The organism is Bradyrhizobium sp. UFLA05-153, assembly GCF_054185185.1.
In genome coordinates this window covers 74,636-81,048 of record NZ_JBBIAM010000036.1, presented here as the reverse complement: position 1 = coordinate 81,048, position 6,413 = coordinate 74,636, and the positions used below count along the sequence as shown (strand labels likewise).

Below are 6,413 nucleotides of genomic sequence, written 5' to 3'. Positions count from 1 at the left end.
GACCGGCATCACGCTCGGCATCGCCAAGCAGAAGGGCTTCAATGCGCTGAACGGCCGCAACCAGGCGTTCAACCATGCCGGCAACATGGTCGGCGCGGCGCTGTCGGGCTGGCTCGGCTACAGCTACGGCTATGTCTCCGTGTTCGTGCTGGCGGCGGCATTCGGCGCCATCGCGATCGCCTGCGTGCTGATGATCCCGGCGAAATCGATCGACGACCGTGTCGCGCGCGGCAGCAAGGAGGACGACTCCAAGGCTCCGCCGGATGCGATGACGATGCTACTCAGGCACAAACCGCTGCTCGTGCTGGCGCTGGCGCTCGCCATCTTCCATCTCGGCAATGCCGCGATCGTGCCGCTCTATGGCCTTGCCGCCGTCGCCGAAGACCAGGCCAACGGGCCGAGCTTTGTCGCAACCACCGTGGTGATCGCGCAAGGCGTGATGGTCGCGACGTCGCTGATCGCCATGAAGGTCGCGAGCAAGCGCAACTACTGGCCGGTGGTCCTGGTCTCCTTCATGTTCCTGCCCATCCGCGGCGTGCTCGCCTTCTTCCTCACGGGATGGTGGGGCGTGGTGCCGGTGCAGTTGCTCGACGGCATCGGCACGGGATTGCAGACCGTCGCCGTGCCCGGCGTGGTCGCGCGCTCGCTCAACGGCACCGGCCGCATCAATCTCGGTCAGGGCGCCGTCATCACCGTGCAGGGCGTCGGCGCGAGCCTCAGCCCTGCGCTCGGCGGCTGGATCGCAGAATGGATCGGCTACGGCCCGACCTTCCTCCTGCTCGGCGGCTTCGGGCTGGCGTCGACGGCGCTGTGGCTGGCGTTCGGCGCGGCCATGAAGAAGTATTGAGCTTTTTCTCTTCCCTCTCCCCGTTCTTACGGGGCCGCGACGAACTACGTCCCGAAATTCTTCTGGATCGCCTTGTCGAGCGTGTTGCCGCCGACGAAGCGCTGGCGCAGCTCGCGCTTGAGCAGCTTGCCGCTCGGATTCTTCGGCAGGCTGTCGACGAACACGACGCGCTTGGGCACCTTGAAATGCGCCATCGAGCCCGCGCAATGCTTGATGACCGTCTCTTCGTCCAGCGTCTCGCCGGTCTTGACCACGATGATCGCGGTGACCGCCTCGATCCAGCGCGGATCGGGCAGCCCGACCACCGCGACCTCCGACACCGCGGGAATGCGGTAGACCATCTCCTCGACCTCGCGGCTCGCGACGTTCTCGCCGCCGGTCTTGATCATGTCCTTTACGCGGTCGACGACGGTGATGTAGCCCTCGGCATCGACGGTCGCGAGGTCGCCGGAATGAAACCAGCCGCCGGAAAATGCCGCTGCGGTCTTCACGGGGTCGTTGTAATAGCCGGACAGAAGATGCGGCGAGCGGTGGACGATCTCGCCGACCTCACCAACCCCGACATTTTCCATCGCCGTGTTGACCACGCGCGTCTCGACATTGATCGTCGGCTTGCCGGCCGAGCCGGCCTTGCGCAGCTGATCTTCGGGCTGCAGCACGGTGGCGAGCGGTGCGATCTCGGTCTGGCCGTAGAAATTCCAGAATTTGACGTTCGGCAGGCGGCGCTGCAATTCGAGCAGCACCTCCACCGGCATGATCGAGGCGCCGTAATAGCCCTTTTGCAAGCTGGACAGATCGGTCTTGTCGAAATGGGGCGAGCGCAGCATCGCGATCCAGATCGTCGGCGGTGCGAAAAAGGCGGTAATCCCGTGAGCCGCGATCAGCGCCAGGATGTTGTCGGCGGTCGGCTTGCCCGTGATCACGCCGGAGGCGCCGAGATAGATCTGCGGGCCCAGGAAGACATCGAGCTGGGCGCAATGATAGAGCGGCAGCGCGTGCAGCACGTTGTCATGAGCGCTCATGCCACCATCGATGATGCAGCTCACATACTGCCACATCACGGCTTCATGGGTCAGCATCGCGCCCTTGGGCAGCGATTCCGTGCCGCTGGTGTAGATGATCTGGGCAAGATCGCGGGCATCGACGGAGGCCTCATAGAAGGAACCGTCGGAATGCAGGAGATCGTCGAACGTGGTGAGCCCCGCGGGCGGTGACGCCGGATCCTCGCCCGGCAGCCAGATCAGCTTCTCCACCGCGCAATCCCTGGCACTTGCGGCGCGCGCGGGCTCGACGAAATCCGGGCCGGTCGCAAGCACCTTTGCGCCCGAATTCCTCAGAATGAAATTGATCTCGTCCGGATTGAGCATGAAGTTGATCGGCACCAGCACCGCGCCGATCCGCGCTACCGCAAAGCGCAGCGCGGCAAAGGCGTGGGAATTGCGCGACAACACCGCCAGACGATCGCCCTTCCTGACGCCGAGGCCATCGAGCCCGCGCGCCAGGCGGTTGCAGATCGCGTCCAGCTCGGCAAAGGTCCACTTCACGCCGCCGCAGGAAATCGCGGGCTTGTGCGGTTCACGGCCAGCGGAGCGACGCAGAAGATCGGCGATGGAATGCTCGCGCGCTTTGGAGATTGTCGCTGCGATGTCGTCGGTCACGTTTGCCTCCCGTCGTTCTGTTGTTCGTTCGGTCTTGAGGGGAAGCTATAATTTCAACGGCGTTTCCGGTCAATTTCGCGCAGACGGGCACGCATCGAGCATTGCGGGCCGTCCTGACGCCTTAACGCAAGTCGTTTTCGCGCGATTGAGCCTCCACGGCAGGCTCAGAGCTTGTGCCCCTTCTGGCGCAGAGCCTCGGTCAGGCGCTGCTTCAATTCGTCGGCGGCCTTGCGGGTGACGTCCTGGGCGATCAGCGCGCTCGCCTGCGTAAGTGCATCCGATTTCTCCAAGAGCTTCCGCCCCGCCGGCTGGGCGTAGAAGGCCTCGATCTGGCGCAGCTCGTCCACCGTGAAGGTGGTGGCATAGACGGCGGCGATCTGATCGATCATCTGGTCGACGAACGGCGCGTAGATGTTCGAGCTCGTCGCCGTCACGGCGTCGAAGTCGCGCTCGATCTCCGGCCTGTCCTGCGACAGAACGGGCCGCAGCTTGAGCAGGAGCTGCGGCAGGAGCGCGCGGTATTGCTCCGCCAGCTTCATGGTGGTCACGAGCTTGCGCGCCGCGGTCATCGCCTCGGGCGACGGCGCCTGCGCAGCTGCGGTGCAGGTGAGGAACAGCAAGGTGCCCGCGATCGTCAACCAGCCTCTCAACATGAACCTCTCCATGAGATGTCGCCATGAGAATTCGGCAAGGCACGCCGTGATGGCCTCTCAACTGCCGGCGCTGGCCGCGACCACGGTGGCTTTCTTGTCGAGATCGGGCACCGACTCGGGCTCCTCGTCCTCGACCTCGATCACGTCCACGAACAGGTCCGGAATTTGTTTCGCCCGGTCGAACAGCCAGCCAACGCCGATCATGATAGCGATGCCGGCGAAGGAGACGGCGAGTTGCTCCCACACGCCCTTGGTATATTGGGTCAGGATCCAGTGCGCGGAGAACGACAGGAACACGCCGAGGCAGAAGATCGGCAGCGAGTGCTGCCCGCACAGGATGACCGGGCGCAGCCATTTCGTGTGAAGCGCCTTCCAGTGGCGCGGCACGAGCTGCGTGACCCAGATCGCCAGCGCCAGGAAGTGCGTGAAGCGCAGCATGTCGAGGTCGGTCTTGTCGATCGGGTAGATCGCCTTGATCATCCACTTCGGGATCATCGCCTCGAGCGTGTGAACGTGCCAGGTCATCACGATCAGGAACGCAAACGCGATCCAGGCGGCCGCGAGACCCATCACGGGCTTCGACCACACCCATTTCGCGATCTTGTCCACCTCGCCGGAACCGCACCAGGCCGCGAACACGAACATCAGCTGCCAGCAGAAGGGATTGAAGTACCAGGTCGTACCGGGCGGATAGGACGCGACGTTCCAGTCGAACCAGCGCGACAGCACGTAGAGCACTGCGGACGCCAGCAACGTGAGGTTCGGACGCCGCACGAGGCACCACACGATGAAGGGGGAAGCGAACACCAGCGTGATGTAGAGCGGCAGCACGTCGAGATTGACCGGCTTGTACTTCAACAGGATCGCCTGGCCGATCAGCTCGTCCGGATGCGCCAGGAAATTGAACACATTGAACTCGTGCTCATACATCGGGTTGTCGAACCGCCGCGCGGTGCGCGCGATCTGGGCGGTGAACAGCAGGAACAGCATGATGTGGGCGACGTACAGTTCGGCCGTGCGTTTCCAGAGACGCTTGAGTGCCGCAAGGAAGAAGCCGCCGCGCACGATCGGCGCGTAGATCCAGCCGACGAGATAGCCGGAGATGAAGACGAAGAACTCGGCGGCGTCGCTGAAGCCGTAATTGCGCAAGGTCAGCCACGACACGACGTCGTGCGGGATGTGATCGAGGAAGATCATCCACAGGCCGATGCCGCGGAAGAGATCGAGCCGCAGGTCGCGCTCGATCGGAGACAAGAGAGCTGCCGAATCCCGGTTGATCATGGCTCCGCCCCGTTTTCCAAGGACAGTCTTAAGCACAGTCTCGCGGCAGATAGGCCGCCCAAATCAATCAATGCTGAAATTGACGCGGCTACGCCACCTAACCCGGTGGCTAGCAGCTAAGGGTAGCGGACATCGGCACCGCGGAAAAGGAGGTTTGTCAGGGAGAGGGGCGATCGGATCGGCCGGCCGGGCTTTCCCGCGGCGCCGTGATCTGATCTTCTTCCGGCTCAATTCTTTGGGGGATACACGCAATGAACATCGCTATCATCTGTACCGCCTTGCTCGGGCTGCTGCTGTTTGGCCTCGGGTTTTATGTCTCGATCCTGCGCGGCAGGTTCAGGCGGAGCATCGGCCATGATCTCGGCCCCACCGACCCCATTCACCGCGCGGTGCGGGCGCATGCCAACACGGCCGAATACGCGCCGTTCTTCGCGGCGATGTTTCTCTGGTTCGCAACGCGGCCGGCCCCTAGCTGGATCATCGTGACGATCGTGGTGGCGACGATCGCGCGCTTTTCCCTTGCCGCCGGGCTGTTGTGGGGCAAGTCGCTCAACCGGCCCAACCCGGCACGCTTTGCCGGCGCATTGTTTACCTATCTCTGCGGCTTGGCGCTGGCGGTGGGACTGGTGGTCGCGTGAGAGGCCTCGTGGACATTTTGCAGCGCACATTGATCCCAGGGACAATCGCGCTCGTCGTGCTGATGCAGGCGCTGGAGGCTCGCGCCCACCCCGCCTTCGACGCGTGGCGCGCGCAGCTCTGGCAGGAGGCGAAGGCGCGCGGCGTGAGGCAGGCGGTGTTCGACCGCGCGACCAATGTCCAGCTCGACCTTAATCTGCCGGATCTCGTCATCCCCGGCCGCCCCGTGAAGGAGCAGGCCGAATTCGTGAAGCTGCCGGCGGACTACCTGCCCCGGCAACAGCTCACAGGGCTGGCCAGCACAGGCGCGCGGCATTTCCAGACCTACCGCAGCCTGCTCGCGCGCATCGAGGCCGACTACGGCGTCCCCGGCAACGTCGTCATTGCGATCTGGGGCCGCGAGACCGATTACGGCACTGAAGTGCAGCGCCATCCCGTGTTCCAGGCGCTGGTGACGCAGGCCTATCTCGGCCGTCGCAAGGACCTGTTCCGGAGCGAGCTCCTGATCGCGCTCGATCTCGTCCAGCAGGGCACCATCAGCATGGATGCGAAGGGCTCCTATACGGGGGCGATGGGCCACACCCAGTTCGAGCCGTCGGATTTCCTCAAATTCGCGGCCGACGGCGACGGCGACGGCAAGATCGATCTCGAGCGCTCGATCCCCGACGCGCTCGCCTCGGGTGCCAAGCAGCTTCGCGACTATGGCTGGCAGCGCGGCAAGCGATGGGGTTTCGAGGTTCGTCTGCCGGAGACGGTAAGCTGCGTGGAGAGTTCGCCCGACATCAAGCGGCCGCTCCAAGCCTGGCTGAAGCTCGGCGTCACGCCGGCCACCGATGCCGCCGTCGCCACCGGCATGCTGCAAGACCAGGCGCAACTGGTCATGCCTGCCGGCGTTTACGGTCCGGCCTTCCTCGCCTTCGCCAACTTCCAGGCGATCCGCAGCTACAACCAGTCCGACGTCTATGCACTGTTCGTCGGGCATCTCGCCGACCTCATCGCGGGCGGCGCCCCGTTCGAAAAGCCCTGGGCCAAGCTCAAACCCCTGCGCAACAGCGAGGTCGCAGCGATCCAGACGCAGCTCGCTAGAGGCGGCTATTATTCCGATGCGATCGATGGCCGGCTGGGCACGGTCACAAGGCGGGCGATCGGACAGTACCAGCAGCGCGCGGGCCTGACCGTCGATTGCTGGCCGTCGCAAGACCTGCTCGCCAGCCTGCGCGGGGCAAGACCGGCTCAAAACTAAATGTCGAAAACAACCCCATGCAAAGTAGAACGGCCGCCGGCGTGAGGAGATACGGATTTTACGAAATCGCTTGACGCGTCGGGCAGATCAAGGGC

6 protein-coding genes are annotated in these 6,413 nt (G+C 64.1%); 3 read left to right on the top strand and 3 right to left on the bottom strand.

The window, feature by feature from the left end; all coding sequences use genetic code 11:
• Positions 1-847 (top strand): MFS transporter (locus Q2941_RS22210; protein WP_458193731.1); only part of this gene is annotated, 847 nt, incomplete at its 5' end.
• Positions 848-891: 44 nt separating this feature from the next.
• Here Q2941_RS22210 and Q2941_RS22205 read toward each other — a convergent pair.
• The 3 genes from Q2941_RS22205 to Q2941_RS22195 all read right to left on the bottom strand — a co-directional run bounded on the left by Q2941_RS22205 (position 892) and on the right by Q2941_RS22195 (position 4,439).
• Positions 892-2,505, bottom strand: a complete 1,614-nt coding sequence (locus Q2941_RS22205; RefSeq protein WP_027522210.1) for an acyl-CoA synthetase — start codon at positions 2,503-2,505, stop codon at positions 892-894.
• Positions 2,506-2,669: 164 nt separating this feature from the next.
• Positions 2,670-3,158, bottom strand: a complete 489-nt coding sequence (locus tag Q2941_RS22200; protein ID WP_027522209.1) for a DUF2059 domain-containing protein — start codon at positions 3,156-3,158, stop codon at positions 2,670-2,672.
• 57 nt (positions 3,159-3,215) lie between these two features.
• Positions 3,216-4,439, bottom strand: a complete 1,224-nt coding sequence (locus Q2941_RS22195) for an OpgC domain-containing protein (protein ID WP_458193730.1) — start codon at positions 4,437-4,439, stop codon at positions 3,216-3,218.
• 251 nt (positions 4,440-4,690) lie between these two features.
• Here Q2941_RS22195 and Q2941_RS22190 point away from each other — a divergent pair, with 251 nt between their 5' ends.
• Together Q2941_RS22190 and Q2941_RS22185 are read left to right on the top strand one after the other, a co-directional pair.
• A complete protein-coding gene (locus tag Q2941_RS22190) occupies positions 4,691-5,077 on the top strand; it encodes an MAPEG family protein (protein ID WP_027522207.1) in 387 nt (128 codons plus the stop codon).
• An 8-nt stretch (positions 5,078-5,085) separates the two neighbouring features.
• On the top strand, positions 5,086-6,318 hold the full coding sequence (locus Q2941_RS22185; protein ID WP_458193729.1) for a lytic murein transglycosylase: 1,233 nt from the start codon (positions 5,086-5,088) through the stop codon (positions 6,316-6,318).
• The last annotated feature ends 95 nt before the right edge of the window (positions 6,319-6,413 follow it).